At 62.7% G+C, this 22,699-nt stretch carries 20 protein-coding genes; 4 read left to right on the top strand and 16 right to left on the bottom strand.

Features of this window, described 5'->3' with window-relative positions:
* Entirely contained in the window at positions 1 to 1,266 is a 1,266-nt protein-coding gene (locus tag AB4Y35_RS08695; RefSeq protein ID WP_368704118.1) for an EAL domain-containing protein, read from the bottom strand.
* 521 nt (positions 1,267 to 1,787) lie between these two features.
* On the opposite strand from AB4Y35_RS08695, the gene AB4Y35_RS08690 reads away from it, so the two are divergent.
* Positions 1,788 to 3,455 carry a Na+/H+ antiporter gene (locus AB4Y35_RS08690; RefSeq protein ID WP_368704117.1) on the top strand — a complete coding sequence of 556 codons (1,668 nt, stop codon included), beginning with the start codon at positions 1,788 to 1,790 and terminating at the stop codon, positions 3,453 to 3,455.
* A 91-nt stretch (positions 3,456 to 3,546) separates the two neighbouring features.
* Here AB4Y35_RS08690 and AB4Y35_RS08685 read toward each other — a convergent pair whose 3' ends face one another.
* The 6 genes from AB4Y35_RS08685 to AB4Y35_RS08660 all read right to left on the bottom strand — a co-directional run bounded on the left by AB4Y35_RS08685 (position 3,547) and on the right by AB4Y35_RS08660 (position 9,632).
* Positions 3,547 to 4,851 carry a solute carrier family 23 protein gene (locus AB4Y35_RS08685; RefSeq protein ID WP_368689386.1) on the bottom strand — a complete coding sequence of 435 codons (1,305 nt, stop codon included), beginning with the start codon at positions 4,849 to 4,851 and terminating at the stop codon, positions 3,547 to 3,549.
* 370 nt (positions 4,852 to 5,221) lie between these two features.
* Positions 5,222 to 5,857 carry a DUF2239 family protein gene (locus tag AB4Y35_RS08680; RefSeq protein ID WP_368704116.1) on the bottom strand — a complete coding sequence of 212 codons (636 nt, stop codon included), beginning with the start codon at positions 5,855 to 5,857 and terminating at the stop codon, positions 5,222 to 5,224.
* Between the two features lie 90 nt (positions 5,858 to 5,947).
* Positions 5,948 to 7,462, bottom strand: coding sequence for a diguanylate cyclase (locus AB4Y35_RS08675; RefSeq protein ID WP_368704115.1), 1,515 nt, complete (start codon positions 7,460 to 7,462; stop codon positions 5,948 to 5,950).
* A gap of 250 nt (positions 7,463 to 7,712) precedes the next feature.
* The gene (locus AB4Y35_RS08670) at positions 7,713 to 8,492 is read right to left on the bottom strand and encodes a putative DNA-binding domain-containing protein (protein WP_368704114.1); all 780 of its coding nucleotides are present in this window, start codon (positions 8,490 to 8,492) and stop codon (positions 7,713 to 7,715) included.
* Complete coding sequence (locus tag AB4Y35_RS08665; protein WP_368704113.1) at positions 8,489 to 9,337, bottom strand: DUF692 family multinuclear iron-containing protein; 849 nt, start codon at positions 9,335 to 9,337, stop codon at positions 8,489 to 8,491. The genes AB4Y35_RS08670 and AB4Y35_RS08665 overlap by 4 nt, the downstream gene beginning before the upstream one ends.
* Positions 9,338 to 9,377: 40 nt before the next feature.
* A complete protein-coding gene (locus AB4Y35_RS08660; RefSeq protein WP_324159952.1) occupies positions 9,378 to 9,632 on the bottom strand; it encodes a DUF2282 domain-containing protein in 255 nt (84 codons plus the stop codon).
* Positions 9,633 to 9,906: 274 nt separating this feature from the next.
* Between AB4Y35_RS08660 and AB4Y35_RS08655 the strand changes: the two genes are divergently transcribed.
* On the top strand, positions 9,907 to 10,215 hold the full coding sequence (locus AB4Y35_RS08655) for a DUF4148 domain-containing protein (protein ID WP_368704112.1): 309 nt from the start codon (positions 9,907 to 9,909) through the stop codon (positions 10,213 to 10,215).
* Positions 10,216 to 10,488: 273 nt separating this feature from the next.
* Here the strand turns inward: AB4Y35_RS08655 and AB4Y35_RS08650 are convergent, their stop codons facing one another.
* Complete coding sequence (locus AB4Y35_RS08650; protein WP_368704111.1) at positions 10,489 to 10,782, bottom strand: hypothetical protein; 294 nt, start codon at positions 10,780 to 10,782, stop codon at positions 10,489 to 10,491.
* A gap of 159 nt (positions 10,783 to 10,941) precedes the next feature.
* Between AB4Y35_RS08650 and AB4Y35_RS08645 the strand changes: the two genes are divergently transcribed.
* Positions 10,942 to 11,388: an SRPBCC family protein gene (locus AB4Y35_RS08645; protein WP_133185444.1), complete on the top strand. Its 447-nt coding sequence runs from the start codon at positions 10,942 to 10,944 to the stop codon at positions 11,386 to 11,388.
* 46 nt (positions 11,389 to 11,434) lie between these two features.
* Here AB4Y35_RS08645 and ggt read toward each other — a convergent pair whose 3' ends face one another.
* The 8 genes from ggt to AB4Y35_RS08605 form a co-directional block, all read right to left on the bottom strand.
* Entirely contained in the window at positions 11,435 to 13,027 is a 1,593-nt protein-coding gene (gene ggt / locus AB4Y35_RS08640; protein ID WP_368704110.1) for a gamma-glutamyltransferase, read from the bottom strand.
* A gap of 68 nt (positions 13,028 to 13,095) precedes the next feature.
* The gene (locus AB4Y35_RS08635; protein WP_368704109.1) at positions 13,096 to 13,896 is read right to left on the bottom strand and encodes an amino acid ABC transporter ATP-binding protein; all 801 of its coding nucleotides are present in this window, start codon (positions 13,894 to 13,896) and stop codon (positions 13,096 to 13,098) included.
* Position 13,897: 1 nt separating this feature from the next.
* Positions 13,898 to 14,665, bottom strand: a complete 768-nt coding sequence (locus AB4Y35_RS08630) for an amino acid ABC transporter permease (protein WP_042265588.1) — start codon at positions 14,663 to 14,665, stop codon at positions 13,898 to 13,900.
* A 15-nt stretch (positions 14,666 to 14,680) separates the two neighbouring features.
* Complete coding sequence (locus AB4Y35_RS08625; RefSeq protein ID WP_368704108.1) at positions 14,681 to 15,499, bottom strand: ABC transporter substrate-binding protein; 819 nt, start codon at positions 15,497 to 15,499, stop codon at positions 14,681 to 14,683.
* A gap of 62 nt (positions 15,500 to 15,561) precedes the next feature.
* Positions 15,562 to 16,350, bottom strand: a complete 789-nt coding sequence (locus tag AB4Y35_RS08620) for a GntR family transcriptional regulator (RefSeq protein ID WP_368704107.1) — start codon at positions 16,348 to 16,350, stop codon at positions 15,562 to 15,564.
* Between the two features lie 425 nt (positions 16,351 to 16,775).
* Positions 16,776 to 19,163: a hypothetical protein gene (locus AB4Y35_RS08615; RefSeq protein ID WP_368704106.1), complete on the bottom strand. Its 2,388-nt coding sequence runs from the start codon at positions 19,161 to 19,163 to the stop codon at positions 16,776 to 16,778.
* 235 nt (positions 19,164 to 19,398) lie between these two features.
* Positions 19,399 to 20,556 (bottom strand): DGQHR domain-containing protein, encoded by a 1,158-nt coding sequence (locus AB4Y35_RS08610; protein WP_368704105.1) that lies wholly within the window; start codon positions 20,554 to 20,556, stop codon positions 19,399 to 19,401.
* Between the two features lie 9 nt (positions 20,557 to 20,565).
* Positions 20,566 to 21,366, bottom strand: a complete 801-nt coding sequence (locus tag AB4Y35_RS08605) for an HNH endonuclease (protein ID WP_368704104.1) — start codon at positions 21,364 to 21,366, stop codon at positions 20,566 to 20,568.
* A 393-nt stretch (positions 21,367 to 21,759) separates the two neighbouring features.
* On the opposite strand from AB4Y35_RS08605, the gene AB4Y35_RS08600 reads away from it, so the two are divergent.
* A complete protein-coding gene (locus tag AB4Y35_RS08600) occupies positions 21,760 to 22,695 on the top strand; it encodes a hypothetical protein (RefSeq protein ID WP_368704103.1) in 936 nt (311 codons plus the stop codon).
* Positions 22,696 to 22,699: the final 4 nt, after the last annotated feature.

Here is a 22,699-nt window from a genome sequence, read left to right as displayed (position 1 = left end):
CTACTCGAACCAGTCGATGTCGCCGCACAGCACGCACAGGCGCTCGCCCACCTGCACCGCCATCGAAAGCGTCAGGCACGGCAGCGCCTCGTTGATCGACAGATACGGCCCGGTCACGTGCACGCGCCCCGGCGTGACGAGCGCCGTGCGGAAGTACGGCCTGCGCAGCCAGCTCGCGCCTTGCGCGTCCTCGAGCGGCAAAAAGCGCGCGTCGCGCTCCGCGCGGTCGACGCGCAGCACCACGTTGCGGCCCGCCTGCCGGCCGTTCGAATCGAGCAGATAGCAGCGCGCCGCGTGATCGAGTGCGAGGAAGTTCCAGCACACCTCCTCCATCGACTCGCCGGCCGAAAGCCGTTCGGCCGCGCGCTCGAACGCACGCAGATAGGGCACGAGGCGATTCGTCTCGCCGCGCTCGCGCGTTTCGGTCTGCTGACGAAAACGCTCGGTCGCCTCGGCGATCACGCCTTGCGCCTGGGCGGCGTCGGCGAGTCCGGGCGCGGGCCGCGCGAAGAAGAAGCCCTGTACGAAGTCCGCGTTGCACGCGAGCGCGAGCTGCGCCTCGTGTTCCGTCTCCACGCCTTCGATCAGCACGAGCTTGCCCGCATCGTGCAGCAGCGCCACGAGCGCCGGCAGCGTCGCGGCCATGTCGGCACGATGCTGCGCATGCATGAGCATGATGCGGTCGAGCTTCACGATGTCGGGATTGAGCTGCCACACGCGGCCGATGTCGACGTTGCCCGCGCCGAAGTCGTCGAGCGCCACGAGGAAGCCGCGCTCGCGAAACGTCGCCACGGCCTGCGCGAGGGCGTCGAGATCGGTCGCGTCGTCCTCCAGCACCTCGAGCACGACGCGCCGCGGCGCGATGTTCAGCCGCCGCAGGTTCGCGAGCAGCGCCGCCGAGTGATACGGCTCGATCAGCGTGCCCGGATGCACGTTGAGAAAGAGCCACTCGCGCTCCGCGCCGAGCAGCGCGAAGTTCTCCAGGTGCAGCCCCTGGGCGAGCCGGTCCACCAGCAGCGCTTCGCCCACGCGCGCGGCGTCGCCGAATACGTCGAGCGGCGAAACCGGGCGGTCGAGCGGGTCGTGCGCGCGCAGCAGCCCTTCATAGCCCACCGCACGCATGTGCGAGAGGCTGAACACCGGCTGGAACACGCTCGTGAGCGTGAGGTCGCCGTGGTGTGCGCTGTAGCGCTGCAGCCCCGAAGTGACGCTGAGATCGAAGCCGTGAGGGCTCGCGGCGGTTTTGTCCTGTTGCTCTGTGATCATGCCATCCTCTAGCGCGTAGGAAGGACGCTGCAGTCCGCACAGCCTCTGCACGGCCCGCGCTTGTCCTCCGTAGCCTGATTTTCGTTGCGTCAGAGGAGGGATCAAGCAAGGTCCGTGCTCGCTCGCACTGCGATCTGGCACGCATCGGCAAATGCATTCGCGCCCGTCGCGTGCGCAGCGATTGGGCACGCCATGCACCGCGCGAGAGATCGCACGGCGCACCGATATCGTGCGCCTTTCCACGCGCCTTTGCTTCGGTCGTGGCGCACACAAAGCGGACAAATTGCCGCATTTTCGGCAAAAAGCGGGCTCACCACGCATTCGCCCTGCGCGCTTCGCGGCGGCTTACAGACGCGTCAGGCTACACTGTCCCTCGACCGGCGCGCCCCTCTCTCTAATGCGCGCCAGAACGCCGTGCCGCACCGCGCGTGAAAAGAGGCGTCTGTGCCCTCTTCAACGCTTCCCCCGCCTGGTCCCGTGTGGTCCCGTTTGGCTCCGTTTGGCCCCCGCTACGTTTTTCGATGGACATTCTCTTCACCGTTCTCATTCTGCTGCTTGCTGTTGCCGTGTCCGGCATCATCGCGCGCACCGTGCCCCTCAAGCTGCCGCTGCCGCTCGTGCAGATCGGCATCGGCGCGCTGCTCACGTTTCCGCTCGTGAACCCGCACGTCACGTTCGATCCCGACATCTTCATGGCGCTGTTCATTCCGCCGCTGCTGTTCGCGGACGGCTGGCGCATGCCCAAGCGCGAGTTCTTCATGCAGCGCCGCGCGATCCTCATGCTCGCGCTCGGCCTCGTGCTGCTGACGGTCGTCGCCGTGGGCTATTTCGTGCACTGGCTCGTGCCGCAGATCTCGCTGCCCGTGGCGTTCGCGCTCGCCGCCGTGCTCTCGCCGACCGACGCCGTCGCGCTCTCGGGCATCGCCGGCAAGGACCGCATTCCCGCGCAGCTCATGCACATCCTCGAAGGCGAAGCGCTGATGAACGACGCCGCGGGCCTCGTCGCGCTCAAGTTCGCCGTGGCGGCAGCGCTCACCGGCTACTTTTCGCTGCGCTCGGCGGCGCTCAGCTTCGTCGTGATCGCGGCGGGCGGTCTGGCGCTGGGGGCAGCGATCGGCTGGCTCTTCAGCTTCGTGTCGGCGCGCTTTCTCAACATGACCGAAGAGGGCGACCCCGCGCCCGGCGTCGTGCTCACCTTGCTGATTCCGTTCGCGGCGTATCTGTTCGCCGAGCATCTCGAGGTGTCGGGCGTGCTCGCGGCCGTTTCCGCCGGCATGACGATGAACTTCACGAGCGTCGCGCACAAAGGCCCGGTGTCGACGCGCGTGCGCGCCACGAGCACCTGGTCGATGATCGAGTTCGTCTTCAACGGCATGGTGTTCACGCTGCTCGGCCTGCAGTTCCCGGGCATTCTCGGCAAGGCGCTGCTCGACGCGCACCACACGAGCAACGTGCAGATGCTGCGCCTGATCGGCTATATCGCCGCCGTGCTCGCGGCGCTCTACGCCATGCGCTTCGGCTGGGTGTGGCTGCTGCGCTGGGTGGCGAGCCGCGGCGCCGCGCGTCACGGCGTGGCGAACGCGGTGCCGGGCCTGCGCACCGTGGCGATCACCACGGTGGCGGGCGTGCGCGGCGCGGTGACGCTCGCGGGCGTGCTCTCGCTGCCCGTGGCGCTCGCCAACGGCAGCCCGCTGCCCGGGCGCGACAGCGCCATTTTCATCGCGACGGGCGTGATCCTCGCCTCGCTGCTGGTGGCGATCGTGGGCCTGCCGCTCCTGCTGCGCGGTGTACGGCGCGGCGCGCAGGGACCGCACGCGGCCGAGGAACGCGCGGCGCGCATCCAGGCGGCGCAAGCGGGCATCCGCGCCGTGGATGCGGTGCACGAAAAGGTCAGCGAGGATCTCGACGAATCCCAGGCCGCCTACGCCGCCGACACGACCGCGCGCGTGATGGACGCCTACCGCCGGCGCCTCGCCTCGCTCGACGCCGACCGCGACCGCAGCGCGAACGCGCGCCGCTCGGACGCGCTGGAAATGGAAATGCGCCTCGCCGGCATGCGCGCCGAACGCGCGACGCTGCTCAAGCTGCGCAACCAGATGCAGATCAACGACGAAACGCTGGCGAAGCTGATGCGCGAAGTCGATCTTTCGGAAACCGCGATGACGACGCGCGGACGCAATCGCAACTGAGGGGGCGCCTCGCGCAGAGCGGGAAAAAACGGGAGAGGGAAAAACGCGGCGCCGAGGACCGGCGCCGCATGTCGCGGTAAAGCGGTGGGGCTTAAACCGCCGCTTCCTGCGCCGGTTTGCGGCGCAGCAGCGCGTAGAGGATGATCGCGCCGAACGTGGCGGTGCCGATGCCGCCCAGCCCGAAGCCGCCGAGCTTGAGCGAGAAGTCGCCCGCGCCGAGCACGAGCGTGACCGCGGCGACGATCAGATTGCGGTTGTCCGAGAAGTCCACCTTGTTGACGACCCAGATACGCGCGCCCGTCACGGCGATCAGACCGAACACGACGATCGAGACGCCGCCCAGCACCGGGCCCGGAATCGTCTGAATGACGGCGCCAAACTTCGGCGAGAAGCCGAGCACGAGCGCGATGAGCGCGGCGATCACGAACACGAGCGTCGAGTAGATCTTCGTCACGGCCATCACGCCGATGTTTTCCGCGTAGGTCGTGACACCCGTGCCGCCCGCGAAACCCGAGACGATCGTGGCGAGGCCGTCGCCGATGAACGCGCGGCCCACATAGCGGTCGAGGTTGTAGCCCGTCATCGCGGAAACGGCCTTGATGTGGCCGAGGTTCTCCGCCACCAGAATCACGGCGATCGGCACGAGCAGCGTCATGGCGTGCGGGTCGAACACCGGCGCGGTGAACTTCGGCATGCCGAACCAGGCGGCGTTCGCGACGATCGAGAAGTCGATCGGCTTGCCGAGGCCCATGCCGTTCGTGACGATCGCGTAGATCACATAGGCGATCAACAGGCCGACGAGAATCAGCAAACGCTGCAGCATGCCGCGCGTGAACACGGCCACGCCGCCCACGCAGAGCACGGTGACGATGGCCATCCACGAGTCGAAGATCGAGCCGCTCACGCCCTTCACCGCGATGGGCGCGAGATTCAGCCCGATCACGCAGACGATCGAGCCGGTCACCACCGGCGGCATGAGCGTTTCGATCCACCTGGTGCCGACGGCCGAGACGAGCAGGCCGATCAACGTATAGGCCACGCCGCACGCGATGATGCCGCCGAGCGCGACCGGAATGTTGGGATTGGGGCCCTGCCCGCCGTAGCCCGTCACGGCGATCACGAGACCGATGAACGCGAAGCTCGAACCGAGATAGCTCGGCACGCGCCCGCCCACCACCACGAAGAACAGCAGCGTGCCGACACCCGACATGAAAATGCACAGGTTCGGGTCGAAGCCCATGAGCAGCGGCGCGAGCACGGTCGAGCCGAACATGGCGACGACGTGCTGCACGCCCATGGCGAACATCTGCGGCCAGGGCAGGCGCTCGTCGGGGGCCACGACGCCGCGGGTGTCACCCGTCTGCGCGCGCCAGCGGGGGAAATAGGAGTCGGACATGGGTTCCTCTTGTCGGCGTGATTGGCGATCTGGTTGTGGTTTTGATTGTTGGCGCGCGCGCATCGATGCAACGGCCGCCCTTGATGCAGGTCAGGCGGGAGTGTACGGAGCCGCAAACCGCGTGGCAAGCCGGATGTCGGGCGTCCGAAACAATCGCGGCAGCCGTCGACGTGAGTCAGGAAGTCGACACCGGATGGAGTTTCAGACTCCTCCTATATTGAGGGCGGGATGCTGGATCTAGACTGGCGTTGCTGCGTGACCCCCACGAGAGTTCATGCAGAGTTGGCAAGTTGTAACTCTCCGACTTCCCCGCTCCTGCTCCCCGCTGGAGCGGTTTTTTTTGCCCGCGCAATTTGAGCCTTTCACGCGTTCAGGCGAATGCGGCTCGCGCCAGTTCCCGCGCGTAGTCGCGCACGTCTTCCGGCCAGCGCGCATTCGCCGCTTCGAAGCGGCTACGCTCGCCCGCGTACAGCGCGCGCAACGCCTCCTCGTAATCCGGCAGATTGCCGGCCAGCGCAGTCATGAAGCGGTGCGCGGCTTCCTGGGCCGTGCGCACGCGTTCGCGTGCCTCGCTCGCGTGGCGCGCGGCGTCCACGAGCCGGCGCAGCACCACCGACGCGCCGCCGGGCTGCGCGCCGAGCCAGTCCCAGTGGCGCGGCAACAGCGTCACCTCGCGCGCCACCACGCCGAGCTTCGGGCGGCCGCGGCCACGCGGGGCGTCCTCCGGGGCGGCTTCGTCGATGACGTCCGGCGCGGCTGTGCTTTGCTCGTGACTGGCCTGCGCGGCGATGCGCGCCTCGATGTCCTTTGCCGAGCCGCGCAGATCGAACTCGACCGGGCGCGCGTCGCGGTCGTCGAAGACCAGCACCGTTGCGCCGCTTTCGTTCCCGTTTTCGTTCACTTCGCGCTCGAGTTCCGCCTTGACCGCCAGCGCCACCTGAAGCGGCGCGCCGCGCGCGATCAGGCGCGTGCCCGCAAATGCCGTACAGCCGTTCGCCACCACCATGGTGTTCTCCGTCCTGGTATCCAATGATGGGCGAATATTACCCGGGTAAATTTGATTGCGCAATATTATCCGGGTAAAATTTGATCACGGTCAGCCGGAGCGGCCTTCGACATCCGCGCCGCGCGTGTCGTCGGTCGTGGCGGGCAGCCATGCCGCCACGCGATTGCGGCCCGAGCGCTTGGCCGTGTAAAGCGCAGCGTCGGCGGCGTCGGTCAGCGCGCGCCAGTCGGCAAACGCGCTTTGGGTCGTACAGGCCACGCCCACGCTCACCGTGAGCACACCGTTCGGGCTGTCGGCGTGCGGCAGCGCCAGCGCCTCGATCGCGGCGCGCACCTTCTCGGCTAGCGCGAGCGCCTGGGCCTCGCCCGTGTCCGGCAGCAGCAGCACGAATTCCTCGCCGCCGTAGCGAGCCGCACAGTCCGCCGCGCGGCGTGCGTGTGCGCCGAGCGCGTGCGCGACGGCCGCGAGCGTGCCGTCGCCCGCGAGGTGGCCGTAGCGGTCGTTGTAGAGCTTGAAGCGGTCCACGTCGAGCAGCGCGAGCGCGAGCGGGCTGCCCGAGCGGCGTGCGCGCGCCCATTCGTGGTCCGCGCGGGTTTCGAAGGCGCGCCGGTTCGCGAGCGAGGTGAGCGCGTCGGTGCCCGCCTGCACGCGCAGCTCCGCCTCCACCGCGCCGCGCTGGCGCAACTGGCGCGTGAACATCAATGCGAGCGCGATCAGCGAGATGTCGAGCACCGCCGTGAGCGTGCCGATGATCCAGGCGCGCACGCGCCATTCGCGGTAGATGTCGTCCGCCGCGACGGCGACGCTGAACACGAGCGGATAGCCGTCCACGCGCCGCAGCGCGAACCAGCGCCGCACGCGGTCTATGGGGGCTAGCGAGAAGAAGCCGCTAGCCTGGGTTCGCTGGAAACGCTGGAACAGCTCGGATTCCGCGACGCTCTTGCCGATCAGCTCGGGAACGTACGGACGGCGCATGAGCAGCGTGCCGTCGGCGAGCGTGAGCACCAGCGTGCCGTTCGTGCCGATGTCCACGCCGCTGAAGAGCTGCCGGAAATAATCGAGCCGCATCGTGCCGACCACCACGCCCGCGAACGAGCCGTCGGGGTTAGAGAGACGGCGGCTCAGTCCGATGGTCGCGTTGGCGGGCCCGTCGCGTGGAATGAACGGGTGGCTCAGAAAGAGCCCCACGTGCGGCGAATCGCGCTGCGCGATGAAATAGTCGCGGTCGGCCACATTGAGCGCGCGCGGCGGCACGGAGCGTGAATCGAACACCACGTCGCCCGCCGCGTTGGTGACGAAGATCGCGCCGAGATTCTTCGCCGTGGCCGAGCGGTCGAACAGCACGTTCTGGCGGATGTCGGGGGGCAGCGCGGCGAGACGCGGATCGTCGATGGCGTCGATGACGGCCTGCAGCGAAAGGTCGTAGACGTCGAAATTGCGCGCCGTGTCGCGCTCGAAAAGCAGCGCCATATTGGAGGCGGCAGCACGGGCGCTCGCGAGCGCGTCGTGCCGCATCTGCGCCATGACCCACGCGGCGATCAGCGTGAGCACTGCGGCCAGCGCGATGCCGATGGCAAGCACGGCGTTCGGTCGGCGGATCATCATCTCGGGCCTTCGGGGCTGGCCTTGCAGCGGCGCCGGTTGCCGGGCGCTTGCTGTGCGTATGCATTCATCCTCGCATGGCGCGTGACGCGTGGCTATGCGGGCAAGTCCGGTCGAGGGGGACGTTTGGGGCGTGGCTCGATTTTGCGCCCTATTCTCCTGATTAAAGTGTGTTTCGAGTGGCGCGCGCCGTGTTACTTTGGATTCCTCTGCTTTATCGAGCGACTTCGTGTGCGCTTGTCATGCTGCAGGGTCAGTCGCCGCGCACGCCGACGATGGCACGCACCTCGATCCACGCTCGCCACTGGCCGCCGAAGTCGAAAGCCGGGTCGATGTCGAAGGCTTGGGCAAGCGCGTCGTCGAGCGTGGCGCCGTCGCGCAGCGCCACAAAGGCCGCGTGGGCGGCATGCGTGTGCACGAGCGCCGTGGGCCGCCATTGCGGCCGGACCACGAGCGCCCACGACGGCACATCCACACGCTCAGGCCAGACGCCGCCCGGCTGGTGCCCCCGCCAGATCGCCACGGCATCGAAGCGTAACGCGAGCGCAGCGCAGGCGGGATGCACCGCGAGACGCGCCTGCGCAAGACGCTCCGCGCCGAGCGCTTGCCATTGCTGCGCGCTAAGTGGCGTGGCGTTCGCTGCGTAACTGGCGGCGTGCAGCGCCCATTCGAGCCGCGCGACATCGCCGAAATACGCATAACGTACGTCGGTCTCGTAGCGCTCGACGAATTGGGGCAGTTGCGCGCCGAAGCGGTTCAGATCGGCATCGCGTGAAGGATGCGCGCGCGCGTAGGCTAGCGCGAGTGCATCGAACCAGGCCTCGCCGGTCAGTGCTGCGAGCACGGGATACGCGTTCGCGAGCGCAAGCCGCCGCGCCGCGCGGCCATTGCCGCGATACAGGCCCATGCGCTCGTGCAGCAGCGTGGCATCGGCGGGAAGCAGTTCGCCGGTGAGCGCCGCATCGGCGGCGGGGTCATCCAGTGCGGCGGCGAACGCTCGTTGCGTCGCTTCCAGCGTGTCGCGCGCAGTCATGAGCGCAGCTCCGTTGCGTTGCGCGCGTGCTTCACGAAGCGTTCGCGCGCGAGACGCGCCTCGTCGAGCAACACCTCGAGCGCCGGCACCGCCGTGTCCCACTCGATGAGTGTGGGCGTCGCGCCAAAACGCTCGAGCGCGGCCTCGCACAGCGACCAGACCGCCGGCGCGACGCGCGAACCGTGATCATCGATCACGGCGGCGGGCGTCGCGCGATGCCCCGCGAGATGAATCTCGCCGACGATCTGCGGCGGCAGGGCGGCCATGGCCGCCACTGCGTCCTCACCGTGGTTGCATTGATTCACGTAAAGATTGTTCACGTCGAGCAGCACGCCGCAGCCCGTGCGCTGCGCGAGCGCGGCTAGGAATTCCGCCTCGCTCCAGGTATCGCCGCGAAATCGTACGTAGGTCGAAACATTTTCGATCAGCACAGTACGGTGCAGTGCGTCCTGCATCTGCGAGACGCGCGCACTCAGGTGATCGAGCGAGGCTTGCGTGAGGGGCATCGGCAGCAGATCGTGCAGCGCGCCTTGCGCGCTCGCGCCCCAGCATAGATGCTCGGAAACCACGGCGGGATCGATGCGCGCCACGAGCCGCGCGAGCCTCGCGAGATGCGCCGTATCGAGCGGCGCAGCCGAGCCGAGCCCGAGCCCCACGCCGTGCAGGCTCACCGGCAAATCGCGGCGCACGGTTTCGAGCACGTGCAGGTCGTAGCCGCCTTCGCCAAAGTAGTTTTCGCTGTGGACTTCGATCCAGTCGACCGCAGGCGGCCCCGCCATGAAGGCCTCGTAGTGCGCGTGACGCAGGCCGATACCCACGCCACAGAGTGCGCCTGGCGCGCTCATCCTGCGCGCCCCGAGCTGCGCGCCGCCTCAGCCGTAAAGCTCATTGTTCCGGCGTGCCGCCGAGCTTCTCGCACGTGCCCTTCGGCATGGTCTTGAAGTCGCCCTTGTCGTGATCGACCTTGGCCTGGCCCGCGCAGTCGTGCACGCCCGTCTTGCTCGAACAATCGTTCTGGCCGGCCTTGGCGACGCCGTAGCAATTCACGGTGTCGTCCGCGTGGGCCACGCCCGCGCCGGCCGTCGCAAGACCCGCGAGCGCGGCGGCGATCAGCGCCTGGCGGCCGAGAGTGTTCTTCATGGCGTTTCTCCTTGAACGTCGAAATGGGTTTCGCAGCAAGCGATCGGGCGACGCAGCCGTCGCACCGCGCGGCCCTGGGCGCCCTATTTTGCCTCACCGGGCTGCGTTCGGCCCGGCCGAAGCGCCGAAGATCGACGGAATTATTGCAATTGCAGTAACGATGTTTGCTAGATCGCGGTATTTTTCTTTGAAGTGCACTGCAATAAAGTGTCATCAACGGTTCGAACAACATGATTGTTACGGATCGACAACATAATTTTCGGAGGTTGTTACCGTGAAGAATCTGATTGCTGCTGCACTCGCCGCTACCGTCCTCGCCGCTCCGGCCCTGTCGTTCGCACAAGCCGAGCAAGCGCCCGTGACGCGCGCCCAAGTTCGCGCCGAACTGGTCCAACTGGAAAAGGCCGGCTACCGCCCGAACCTGTCGAGCCCATACTATCCGGCAGACCTGCAGGCTGCGCAGGAGCGCGTCGCCCAGCAGAACGGCGCAGCAGAAGCCACGGCCTACGGCGCATCGACGAACGGCAGCGCCCAAACCGGCACCCGCGCACCGAACATCAAGCCGACCTACTTCGGCCAGTAATCGCGGCTCACACGTAGTGCCGGCGCACTACGCGAGCAACGCCAGGCGGGCCCGCTCTCCCGATTGGGAGACAGCGGGCCCGCCGTTCATTTCTGCGCCGCGCGTGCAATGCGCGCGGCAGAAATAAGCGGCACGCCCACGAAAACCTCCGCCGCCGGAAATCCGGTGGCTTTGCCCGGACTGCGGTCCGGGCCTTTTTCCTCCTTCCCTCTCGCGACGCATGCGGCCCGCTTTCTAGCGCGGGCCGCGCGCGAAGGCGGCTCACTCGCTGGGCTAGAAGCCGTGGGTGACGAGCGAGAGCACGGAAAGATCGGGGTGCGTGCCGTCGATGATGCTGCGGCCCACGTGGACCGCCTCTTCGGTGGCGTCCTGCTCGCTGCGCCAGGTTTCGTCGCCGTCCGCGTGATACGCGACCGTGTGGCCCGGCTTCGCCGGATTCGCGCCGGGATGGCAAACGTAGGCCGTGTAGGTGTAGCGGTTCGCGCCTTCGTCGGCGGGCGTGGCGCTGACGTGAATCTCGAAGCCTTCGTAGTCGACCTGATGCATCGCAAGCGGTTGAGCGCTCATGGTGACCTCCGGGTGCCGCGGGTTAGCGGCTGCGGGCTATCCGGCCGATGGGTATGCGGCCAGGTGTTCGGTATTGATTCGGTATTGGGAAGTTTAGGCGATGGGTCCCGGGCGGGTGGCCTACTATTGCAGGGCATCCACCACTCTGGGAGCTGAGATATGGCATCGAACACCGTCCGCCTGCATCGTGTGCTGCGCGCGCCGCCCGAGCGCATCTATCGCGCCTTTCTCGACGCGAGCGCAGTCGTGAAATGGCTGCCGCCCAACGGCTTCACCTGCACGGTTCATGAACTCGACGCGAAAGTCGGCGGCCGCTACCGGATGTCGTTCAAGAATTTCACGGCCGGCCACGGTCATTCGTTCGGCGGCGAATATCTCGAACTCGTGCCGAACGAGCGTTTGCGCTACACCGGTGTGTTCGAAGACCAGCACCTGCCCGGCACCATGCAGACGACGGTGGAACTGCGCGCGGTGTTCTTCGGCGCGGAAATGACCGTCGTGCAGGAAGGCATACCGGAGATCATTCCGGTCGAGGCTTGTTATTTGGGCTGGCAGGAGTCGCTGGCGCTGCTCGCAAAGCTGGTCGAAGCCGAGATCAAGCAGTAACGAAAAAGGGGCGCTCGCGCCCCTTTCTTTTCGACCGCGTACAGCTTCAATACCCGAGCGCGCAGCCGTCCTTGCGATGATCGGACGCGCCGGTCAACACGCCCCGCTCCCAGTCAATGCGGATCGCCTGCGAACCGCCGATCGGCCCCGCAGCGGGCACGAGCTTGAAGCCGCGATCCGCGAGCACCGCGCGCGCGTTGGCGGGCAAGGTCGATTCGATTTCCACGGTACCCGTGCCTGGGCGCGGAAAGACACGCGGCAGGTCCATCGCGGCCTGCATGTCGAGGTCGTAATGCAGCACCTTCGAGAGGAAGTGCGCATGGCCCATGGCCTGATAGTGGCCACCCATCACGCCGAAACTCATCTGCACGCGCCCGTCGCGCGCGACCATCCCGGGAATGATGGTGTGCAGCGGACGCTTGTGCGGCGCTATCGCATTGGGATGACCGGGCTCGACCGAGAAGCTCATGCCGCGGTTGTGCAGCATTACACCGGATTCCTTGCCCATCAGCCCGCTGCCGAATGGATAGAACAACGAATTGATGAAGCTCACGCAGTTGCGGTCGCGATCGACGACGGTGATGTAGACCGTGTCACGGTGTTCGACTTGCGTGAGCGCGGCGGCCGGGTCCAGGACGCCTTCGAGGTCGATGCGGCTGCGCAGGCTGTCCACGTAGTCGTCGGATAGCAGGCGCTCGACATCGACGCCGCCATGGCGCGGGTCGCCCAGCACCGCGTCGCGTACTGCGTAGGCGAGCTTGGCCGCCTCGATCTCGCGATGCAGACGGTCGGGGTCGAGCGGACTGCCTTCGGCGTCGTATTTGTCGAGCAGGCGCAGCAACAGCAGCGCGATGACACCCTGCCCCGCCGGCGGGCATTCGATCACGTCGTAGCCGCGGAATTTTGCGCGAATCGGCGTGACGTATTCGCCGCGGAATTCGGCGAAGTCTTCCAGCGTGTGCAGTCCGCCGTGCGCCTGAAGCTGCGCGACGAGATCGGCCGCAACGGCGCCGCGGTAGAACGCGTCGCGGCCCGATTCGGCGATGGCACGCAGCGTGTTCGCGAGGCGCGGCTGACGGTGCGTACTTCCCGCTCGCGGCGCTGCGCCTTCGACAAGCATCGTTGTACGCGCGACCTGGTCGCGCGAAAGCGTTTCGACTTCTGCCGCCCAGTCGTGCGCTGTGCGCGGCGCGACGGCGTAGCCTTCTTCCGCGTAACGGATTGCCGGGGCAAGCACGTCGCGCAGCGGCAGCCGGCCGTGATCGCGATGAAGCGTGGTCCATGCGTCCACCGCGCCCGGCACCGTGACGGCGTGCGGCGAATGGCGCGCGATGGTTTCCACGCCCATGGCGCGCAGACGCTCGGCGCTTGCTGCAGCGGGGGCCCAGCCGGAGCCGTCGTAGGCGATCACGTCATCGGTGCCGCCGCGCGAATAGAGCGCGAAACAGTCGCCGCCTATGCCCGTCGAGCCGGGTTCGACCACGCATTGCACCGCGCACGCTGCAATCGCGGCATCCATGGCGTTGCCGCCGGCGGCGAGAATCTGGACGGCGGCGAGCGTCGCGCTCGGGTGCGAAGTCGCGGCCATGCCGTTGCGAGCCATGACGAGCGAGCGGCCCGGCGTTTCGAAGTTACGCATCGAAGCGTTCTCCTCTTTGGTGTCCTGATGATGTGTAAATTCACGTGGCGCAGCATTGCGGCTATTGCCTACGCAGAGGCAGGCATGGCGGTTCGCAACGTGCGCTTCAAGAACGTCTGCGTACGCGGGTGCGAAGGCGCAGTGAAGATGCGCTCGGGAGGCCCCTCTTCGATCAGCTCGCCCTGGTCGAGCACGACCACGCGATCGGCCACCTCGCGAGCAAAGCCCATTTCGTGCGTGACGACGACCATCGTCATGCCGTCTTCCGCCAGCTCCTTCATCACCTGCAGCACTTCGCCGACGGTTTCCGGATCGAGCGCGCTGGTGGGTTCGTCGAAGAGCAGCACTTTCGGCTGCATGGCAAGTGCGCGGGCGATGGCGATACGCTGCTGCTGGCCGCCGGAAAGCTGCGACGGATAGTGGTCGGCGCGATCGGCAAGACCCACGCGGGCGATTAGCGCCTTCGCCTGCTTGATCGCCTCTTCGTGTGGCATCTTCAGCACGTGGATAGGCGCCTCGATCACGTTCTCCAGCGCCGTCATGTGCGGAAACAGATTGAAGCGCTGGAACACCATGCCGATATCGCGGCGCTGCCGCGCGAGCTGGCGTGCCGAATCGCGCACCAGTGTGCCGTTCGGGCGCTCGACGAAGCCGAGCAGATGGCCGTTCACGCGCACCCGCCCGCTGTCGTACGACTCGAGCAGATTGAGGCAGCGGATGAACGTGGTCTTGCCCGACCCCGACGAGCCGATCAGCACCACCACTTCCCCCTTCGCGACACTCAACGAAATGCCGTTGAGCACCTTGGTCGGGCCGAACGACTTGTGGATGTCCGACGCCTCGATGACGATTTCGCGTGCTTCGTTCATGTCAACGCCCCCGCAGCAGTTTCATCGTTTGCGCGCCGAACAGACGCGTATTCGCAGCCGGCTTCGCCTCGCCGCGGCCGAAGTGCGCTTCGAGACGCCGCTGGACGAAACCCCAGAGCGTGGTGAGCGCGAGGAAGTAGATGCCGAGCACGAGATACAGCTCGAACACGCGGAAGTTCACCGAGGTGATCATCTGCGTGCTGAGCAGCAGTTCCGGCACGCCGATCACGCTCACGAGCGTGGTGTTCTTGAGCATGACGTTGAACTCGTTGCCGAGCGGCGGCACGATCACGCGGAACGCTTGCGGCAGCACGACGCGGCGCATGAGCAGCACCGAAGTCATGCCAAGCGAGCGCGACGCTTCGTACTGGCCGCGATCCACCGAACTCAAACCCGCGCGGATGATCTCCGCCTGATAAGCCGCAGAATTCATGCCGAGTGCAAGCACGGCTGCCTGAATATTGCCGGGCAGCGAGATGATGCCGAAGTCGAGATCGTGAAAGTGAAAGATGTTCGCCGCGGCAAACGCGGTGTACAGGAACACGATCTGCATGAGCAACGGCGTGCCGCGCATGACCCAGATATAGCCGCGCGCGAGATACTGCACGGGCAGACTCGACGAAAGCCGCATGAGCGCGACGATCAGTCCGAGCGTGGCGCCGAACACGATCGCGCAGGCGCTGATCGAGAACGTGAGCCACAAACCGTGCAGATACGCCGGGCTTGGGTCCAGCAGGAATTTCCGGAAGATTTCCCAACTGAAATTCATGGCGTCACCCCGCGCTCACAGGCGATCGTTTTCGAGCTTCCAGGTGGCGAGCATCTTGCCGTAGCGATCGCTCTTCACGAGATCGGCCACGGCCTTCGCCACGGCCGGCGAAAGCGGCTCGCCCTTGCGCGCGCCAATGCCGGTCGCGATGCGATTGAAGCCCGGCACTGCCTCCTCGAACATGTCGCCCGAGACCTGCTGGAAATGCGCGGCGCTTTCCGACGTGGTGCCGTAGGCGTCGACCTGATTTATACGGAAGGCTTGAAATGCATCGGCATCCGAACTATAGACAACGATGTTCATGGGCGGCTTGCCCGCAGCCTTGAGCTTCTCGTTCTCCTTGTCGAGCAGCGTGCTGATGGTCGTGCCGTTAAGTACCGCGACCTTCATGCCCGAAAGATCGTCGAGCGAGCGCACGTGGCGCGGGTTGCCGCGCGGCACCATGATCGACTGGCTCGAATACATGTAGTCGACGATGTCGATGATCTGGCGGCGCTCGGGCTTGTCGAAGAGCTGGCCGATCACGAGATCGCATTGCTTCGCCTGCAGCGCCGGGATCTGCCCGCTGAAGGACATGACCTTCCACTCGACCTTGAGATTGCCGAGCTGCTTCGCGACGTCATGCGCCACGTCGACGGAGAAGCCGCGCGGCTGCTGATTCTCGTCGTAGGATGCGAGCGGCGGCGCGTCCATGCTCGAACAGTAGGTGAGCGTGCCGCCTTTCACGAGACCCAGATCGGCGGCCTGCGCCGCGGAGGTTCCTGCAACCTGCGCTAGGAGCGCGAAGCCGGCGCAGGCGGCGAGACGAAGACGCTTGAACTGTTTTGCTGACATCGAGAGGCTCCTGGCTGAATGTGAGCTGCGTGAGGTACGACGACAGTTAGGACGCCGACGCGTTACGCTCGTGACGCGGGCGATTCGAGGAACTTGATGATCTGGGGAACGGTTGATTCGAGGTGCTCGCGCAGCGCCTGCTCGGCTTGCGCGGGGTCGCGGGTGCGCAGCGCGTCGATGAGGATCTGGTGGGCGTCGCGTGCGCGTCTGCGTCTGAAGGTGGCCTGCTCGATCCACAGGCGCATGGGGCCTTCGATCAGCGTGTAGAGCGAGTGAATCTGCTGGTAGAGGCGCGTGCGGCCGCTGATTTCGCACAGGTATTCGTGGAATGCGCAGTGGCGTTGGACCCAGGTGTCTGTGTCGCCTACGCAGGCGTCCATGTCTTCCAGCAGGCGTTGGAGCTTCGTGAGATGTGCTTCTGTGCAGCGGGGGGCGGCGACGCGCATGGCCAGGCATTCGAGCGCGATGCGCATGTCGAAGATGTCCCGGACTTCTTCCACTGTGAGGCCGCGGACGATTGCGCCGCGGTTGGGGCGCTGGATGATCAGGCCTTCGGTTTGAAGTCTTTTTAGTGCCGCGCGGATAGGCATGCGGCTCATTGAAAGCTCTTCTGCAACCGTCTCGGCGACGATGCGCTGGCCTGCTGCGTAGCGGCCTTCGATGATGGCCTCCAGCAGGAAGCGGTAGGCCTCTTCCTCGGCGGTTAAGGCTAGCCCGGCGGTGTTGCGGACGCTGGTGGCAGGCATTTTTGTGCGCTTGATCCGTTTGGTGCGGTGCGGGAGGATGCCATTGCGGGTGCTGAGTCGTTGGGGCAGATTACTCCAAGTGGATTTGTGGATCCAGTCTTTCAAAAAAGATTGTCAGGGATACAAACCGAGTCCGCCCGTGCGTGCGTCGCCGGTGAATCTGCGCGTAAATTCCAGTGGTCAATGGAAAGAAGGCTGCGAATCTGAGGCTTCGCAGCCTTCAAATGGCATAAGCCGGTGTGAGGGATTAGCGTTGTGCGGAGGAGGATCGAACTAATGAGCCAAGCACCCTGCTGGTATACAAGCCAGAACTGGCTTTTGAGAAAATGCCCCCAACCTGTTCCTCAAATGCACACCATTGCCGCATTGGAAACACGTCTGAGTTCTACCTCGCAGTCGACAAATCCTGAACAGGCCTCTGTGGCGGTAAAAATACACCGTCAGTGCCTCTGGATGCGCATCCTTCGCGAGCTCTTCGGCCCCATATCACATGACGAAAGGGCCGGCGAGTTCTCGCTCAAACGACCTCTTCATGCTGACGCCGCATTTTGCTCCATTTCCGCGACGACACCACACAGATCTTGAAGGATGCTCTCAATCTCTGTAGTTAGCCACTGGGGCCCCTTTGTTTCAGTGCGCTGCTTACATTCTATCGCAAGCTTGAGTCCGCGCTTTGCGCGCGCATTGTCGCCATTCAAATGGCCCAACATGACGTCGAGTTGGGCGTAGACGATGTCAATAAGCTCGGTCAACGGAGTATTACGATAGAACGATCGCCTTTTTTCGATTGCTTGGGACTGTCGTTCGATCACTTCTATCGCACCGGGCATGCGCCGAGCATAAGTCAGTGATGCCAATGCCATTTGCATCTCCAACAGGCTAATGACAAAGTCTATGTTTCCCATATGGTCCGCAAACGCGGATGCTTCTTCCAAAGCTCCGGCCAACTCCGCCAATCTCGCGCTTGGCATCTCTTCACCGTCCTGCAAGAGCCAGAGCATTGACCTCGCGTGTGCCTGTGAAACCACCAGCCAATCTTGCGGCGTTTCCTCTTTCGACAGTTCAGCAACAGCGGCCTCCAATCGATTGGAGGCCGACCAAATTCGACGTCGGCGAAGTCCGTCGCTTTCCAGACCAGCGGCAGCTAGATAGAGCGATCCAATGTTGTACTGCGTCCTTGCCCAATTTACTAAAAAGGTCGTCCTCGGGCGTTTAGCAAGTGCCTTGCGGTAGGCGACTAACGCTCGCACAAACGCTTGTCGATCGAGTTCGTTCCCACTCATCGCTAATGCAGCATAATCGTTCCCGAGGCTATCTAACGCATTTCCAGCCTCAATTGGATTTACGTTATCGTCCAAATCCTTTACGACTTGAAGGCGATACTCAATGGCTTTGCCGAGGCTGTCACGTCGCTCGTCTGCGTCTCGCGATTGCAGTCGAATTGCCGTTGCCAGATTCGTTTTGATGTTTTGGGAATAGCCTGATCCGTGCCGAGAGGCCATTTCGTCGCCAGCCTTCAAGACTGCTACGGCTTCCTCCAAGAATGCGTCGCGTTGCTCACCAACAGCAAGTCTTGCGGCATTGTTCAACGTCGCACCTAGCCCATTTGCCATGCCCACCCAGATTTCTGGATGCAACTCCGAATTTACGTTTTGGAAGATTGGTCGCCCTAACCCTATCGCGGTCTCGAGTACCAATGACGCCTCCCCGTGCTCACAACGCTCGGAATATATTCCGAGCGCGTTGATCAACTGCGTTGCACTTTCCACGTACATGGGGGTTTGGGGAGGCGCTAGTTCCAGCCTTCGACGACAAACGTCAATTGCGGATTGCAAACTACGTGTGCCCGGAACCATCCGCCCGTGATCAAGGAGTGATTGCGCCTGTTTCTCCAACATCACCCATGTAGCGTGCTTGTTATAAGCTAGGCCGACCCCTGCTGCTACGCCGTAGAATTTGGCTGCCAAAACATAGCGCGCCTGGACGTAGGCCAAGTCTGCACGCAGTTCATAAAGGCTAAACGTTACGGCGAGACTGCGCGCAGCCTTTGCTCCACCATCCTCAATCATGGTTTCGATTCGCTGGGCGACATCGTCGTAACGACCGTCATTGAGTGCCTTGAAAGCACCGTCCAGTGCTTCTTTCAGATCTTGATCAGCATCCAAAGCAGCCGAAAATTTGCGCTTAAGGTCGCGCAATTCATCCGCCTTCTGCAGCAGAAGTTGCTGGGCATCCGCTTCCGGAACCTGCTCCTCAAAGAAAGCCGTGAGCAACGCCCGCACTTCAGGTCGACTCAACCCGCCATTTATCCCGGATGCTTCGATCCTAGCAAGCACTTCGTCAAGTTTGTTGTCAATCGCTCCGACTTCGCGGTTCAATATACCTATGCTCTGATTGAGAGCGACAGCAAAATATGGTTGAAATTTTTCGAAAACACCCTTCTCCTCGAGCGTAGCCTTGAGCGCAGCCACGAGGACATTGCTCACCAATTTCCGCGCAACCCCATCCGTAGCGTCAGAGAAAATCGCATGTCGCTCGGATAGTTGGTTGAGAAGTAAGCCGGAGCAAGACTGAATGAAGCCATCTGGATGAATCGAGGCAGCAGCCAAGGCCGAGCGATTCACGAGAAGGGATGGGAGTTCCTGCAACAGCAGACGCTCAACGATATCCAAGTCAGGCAGACAAGGTACATTCTCACTGGTAGCCCACTTCTCCAGGTCTGCCCGAACGGCGCTCTCAATGCGGCGAACAGCCTGTATCCCGCGACGTTTATCGCCTCTCAGTTGATCCATCAACCGCATCCCGAGGGTCGATATCGACGTCGCCGCAAAAACTGCCGCCCCAGCATCGGGCGCTACCATCAACCAAATACAACCGCTGGCAACAGCAATTATTGGCTCTATCAGCGCACTTTTCACGAGTCCCCGCTTGTCAATGGGAAATTGAACAACCGATATCGACTCCGATCGCCAGGCTGCGATTGGCAAAATCTGATATCTATACGATCCGGAGATCTCCTAGCCCGCAACGAACTACTTGGGCGGCATCCAGCCCCCGACATCATTTTGCATTTTGAACGTCACAGTAGGCACAACAGGTGGCGAGGCCGATCACCTGCGTGCCCATCTGGAGCCATACCTCGCCGTCGCGACTTTAGTCCGTCGCCGCAGATCGCTCAATAATGTCAATGTCTGTGTACCATGCTATATCCCGCCTGCCGTTTCGATACAGTTGCGTTATTGCCGACATTACTCTTTCGCGACCTTGATTGGTATCAAATCCTCCCTGAGCTTTCTCTGCCCATGGGGTGGTCCAGAACCTTGCATCCATATAGGCAATAATCTTCTTCGTCTGAGACTCAATCTGTTCCAGATCAGTTACTTCGATATTCAAATCATCATTATCAGCCCAGCTTGTGATGCGATCGGCAATAAACCGCGTCAGGCAAATGATCCCAACCTTAGACACAAGTCTCGAATCTTTGACCCAAAGCCCTCCCCACTGGGACTTCACCGCTTTCCATATAACCAGAAACACGCTTCTACAAACATCTCGATCTGAATACTCCGGAATACCGAGACCTGCAATATAATCAAGCGATATTTCAATAGACGTTGCTTGAACCATGCGATTCGCCTCTGGCGTCGTGGTCCAATCGATAGTCTGATAGAACGGACTATCTGGGTCGGAATTTACAAGGTCGACATCCTTGATTCCTTCAGCATCGAAAGCGAGCTTTGCGCCCTTCAGTCGGGCCGCCAGTGGTGTGCCCTTCATTTTGGCCAGCAAAGCTTTGGTGTGCGTTGCTGGTACCCGACTCGACTTGTTGTTGATAACTAGAAACTGAAATGCACGCTCAACAGCATCCGCATCTAGCAAGGCCACCACTGCCACCGGCATGTTTGGATCAAAGCTGTCTATTCCGAAAAGGCGATGTTGGCCGTCAACAATGGTAGCGGCATGACTTGAACCGACGTTTATCGAGAGAAGGCCGCCTCCGGCGATATCGGTACTCGTGGATGCGGTGAACGTCGCACGCCCCTCGGCGAACGCCAAGATCAAAGCAGTCGGGATCGTATTCTTTTCGTCAGCCTTAAGAAATTTTGCAATAGCCTGTACGCGCGCCTCTTTCTTCTCTCGCTGGGGCCCCCGTGTGTTTGGTCCGAGTTCGGCGACATTTGCCCACTCACGGATGTCTTTTACGGGTGCGTGAAACAACACCAGTTGCGGGGCCGATGCACCTCTTTGACGAAAACTAAATGCGGGATATACCTTCTTTTCGACAACCGTTGTTTCGTTTTTGTTCGACACAATTTCCTCTCAAGCGGTCTTTAGGTCAAAGAATGTAATGGGCGAACCGGTATTCACATGGGTTATCGTCGAGTTGATCGGCCCAAGCCTTGTAAGCGCTTCCTTCAGGGTGAGATTGTTCTCGTCGGCAAGCTTTATTGCCTCCATGTAGTGCCTTGCGAATTTCGCCCTGCGCGGAACCGAGTTAAGCGCACCACGTGAGGGGACACTGGGCAATACCAGATTATGTATATTGAACCATTCCCAAGAAGCTGTATCCTTTGTCGTATCCTGACAGCGCGCACACGCCGGCAGTAGATTTTCCTCGACGCTATTACCACCGATCGACGTCGGCCACAGGTGCTCAAGCGTTAAGAACGCCGGATCTCCCTCCTCTGCGGCAGGGTCCAGGTCGCAATTACATAGATAGCACCGGAGCATTCGCCGCTCCCCGACAACTGCCTCCCTAACTTGCGGATTGATTGGCCGAAACGAAGCCGCCTGCGCCTCTATGACCGACCTCGCCAATCTGCTAACGAAACTAGCGTCGAGACCCGGAAACACCTCTTGCCTGACGAACGCGGATACCTTCCGAACATAGGTCGATTCGTCTGCACTTAGAACGCGCTCCGCCTCCCAGAAGCGCAGGAGGCGTCTTAGGATATTGATGGCTATTGCGCCTTTTACGTAATACGCATAATTAACGTCGTTCCCCATGTGCTCGAAGAGCGACTCAAGGTTCGACCAACGCACGTGGCCCTCTCCCGTGGAATCCAAAACCTCATCTCGGATTAGGGAAAAGAGTCTTTCTCCTGCTGTTGTCTTTTTCATAACTGCGCAATCGGCCTCCGTATTGGCAGGTAGTTAAACGTGACAATGCGACCGCTGATTATAAGCGAATCCGCCCTGTTCAACGGATGATTGATCCCCAATTTTCGAACGTGACATGGTCGTGCAGCACTAACGGTGGCAGCGGACAGACGAGATAGATCTGCTGCTCAGCGCGCCCAACTGCGCCCTTCCGACGAGCAAAGAGCGCTCAGCACCGCATGATCGAACCCCGAATAAATCGCTTCGCCCGGTGGCGTTGCGCGCGAGCTACAGACGCGCACAGCAAAGCGACTTATACCAGTGCGACCAGCGTGTTTCTCGCATGTAAGTGTAGGCCTATGAGACAATTGGTCTTGCAGTTTCAGAGCAGATATTTTTTGGAGCCGTGCAGTTATGACAAGCAAGACGATCATCGTGACCAACTGCACCAACCGAAAGCGCGTTGACGAAACCGGCGTTGTCCTCTCCGCTATCGACTGTAGTGGGTCGCTCGCCACCGTTGCCGCACTGTGGACAAATGCGGTGCGCAACTCCCATTCGTTAAGGCAGGCGCAGGACGTCTACATGGGGCGCGGCTTTGTTGAGGCTCGGCGCGCTGCGGCGGCATCGCGGAGTCCGCTCTATATCGTTTCAGCTGGACTTGGCATCGTGGGTGCTACGGACATGATCCCTTCATACGACCTAACTGTTTCCGGTGGCACGAACTCGTTGAGACCGATGCTCGTGCATCTTGGGGCAGAACCAAGTGACTGGTGGACCGCATTAACCACAGAACTGGGAAAGGAACGCACGCTTCGCGCACTACTTGATAGGCACAGAGAAGCCAATCTGCTTCTCGCCATGCCCGGCAGCTACCTCGCACTCATCGCGAAAGAGCTAACTTCGCTCAAGAGATCTCAGATCGATAGACTCCGCATAATTACATCGAGTTACGGGCAGGCTTTGTTGCCTTCGAATGCCAGCCACATTGCGCTGCCTTATGACGAACGCCTGGAGGGGTCTCCATATGCGGGCACACGTGTTGATTTTGCTCAGCGAGCGCTACGCCACTTCGTCGAAGTATTAAATGGTCGTGAACTCTCCGCCGAAATGGCTCGATCGGCCGTGGCGGAGGCAATGCGCGAGTTGAAGAGGCCGACTGGCCCCGAGCGCGAGAAAAAAAGCGACGTTGAAATTCTTAACCTCCTTCGCAAGAATTGGATTCGATTTGACGGGGCATCTACGCATTTGCTGCGCTATCTCCGTGACGAAGCGATGGTCGCCTGTGAACAAAGCCGATTCCGTGATCTTTGGCGCTCGCTCCGGATGGAGCTCGTGAAATCGAGGTAGACGG

It is taken from the genome of Paraburkholderia sp. EG286A, assembly GCF_040965375.1.
Taxonomy (GTDB): Bacteria; Pseudomonadota; Gammaproteobacteria; order Burkholderiales; family Burkholderiaceae; genus Paraburkholderia.
This window is presented reverse-complemented; position numbering and strand designations above follow the sequence as displayed.